The following is a 1069-nucleotide window of genomic DNA, read 5'->3' on the forward strand; positions in this document are numbered from 1 at the left end:
CCCGCAGTGGTTCGACCAGCCCTTAAAACAAAAGAGCGAATACGATCAAAATGCTTCTCGGATTTTTCCAAAGACAAGTTAAGCAACCACTTTCTTAAAGTAAGCAATCGTCTCTTTGAGACCATCCTCTAGGTTAACCTTCGGCTCCCAGCCAAGCTTAGCCTTAGCTAGCTCAATATTGGGTTGACGCTGCTTAGGATCATCGGATGGTAAAGGTTGATGGATGATCTTAGACTTGCTACCCGAGAGTTTGAGAACTGTTTCGGCTAATTGCAACATGGTGAACTCGCCTGGGTTGCCAATGTTTACTGGACCTGTAAAACCTTCTTCAGAATTCATCATTCCGACCATAGCATCAATCAGATCATCAACATAGCAAAAGCTTCTGGTTTGCTGACCATCACCATAAATGGTGATGTCTTGTCCTTTGAGGGCTTGCACAATAAAGTTACTCACTACACGACCATCGTTAGGATGCATACGGGGGCCGTAGGTATTAAAGATTCTGACTACTTTGATGTCAAGATTGTGCTGACGGTTGTAATCAAAGAATAGAGTTTCAGCACAGCGTTTACCTTCGTCATAGCAAGAGCGAATACCAATCGGATTGACTTTTCCCCAGTACTCCTCTGGCTGGGGGTGTACTTCGGGATCGCCATAGACTTCACTAGTAGAAGCTTGTAAGATCCTGGCGCGAGTGCGTTTGGCAAGGCCAAGCATATTGATTGCACCATGCACACTAGTCTTAGTGGTTTGCACTGGATCATATTGATAGTGGACTGGAGATGCTGGACAGGCTAAATTGTAGATCTGGTTAGTCTCTACATACAGCGGAAAAGTCACATCGTGACGCATTACTTCTAAATTAGGATTAGGGAGAAGATGTGCCAAATTCTGCTTGATGCCCGTAAAGAAGTTATCTACGACCAAGACCTCATTACCCTCCTTCAGCAGTTTTTCGGTGAGATGGGAACCTAAAAAGCCAGCGCCTCCAGTGATGAGGATTTTATTCATGAGAGATCTTTATCAAAATAGATTATTTAGGAAAGGGTGTATTCCAGCCAGCGGA

At 44.3% G+C, this 1069-nt stretch carries 1 protein-coding gene; it reads right to left on the reverse strand.

The window, feature by feature from the left end:
• Positions 1 to 78: 78 nt before the first annotated feature.
• The gene (locus B7Y67_RS19115) at positions 79 to 1014 is read right to left on the reverse strand and encodes a UDP-glucuronic acid decarboxylase family protein (protein WP_293599985.1); all 936 of its coding nucleotides are present in this window, start codon (positions 1012 to 1014) and stop codon (positions 79 to 81) included.
• Between the last annotated feature and the right edge of the window lie 55 nt (positions 1015 to 1069).

The sequence above is a fragment of the Polynucleobacter sp. 35-46-11 genome (assembly GCF_002281105.1).

What these genes read in the sequence shown, in the direction of transcription:
- B7Y67_RS19115 (WP_293599985.1), bottom strand. Translation starts at nt 1,014, where the DNA reads ATGAATAAAATCCTCATCACTGGAGGCGCTGGCTTTTTAGGTTCCCAT.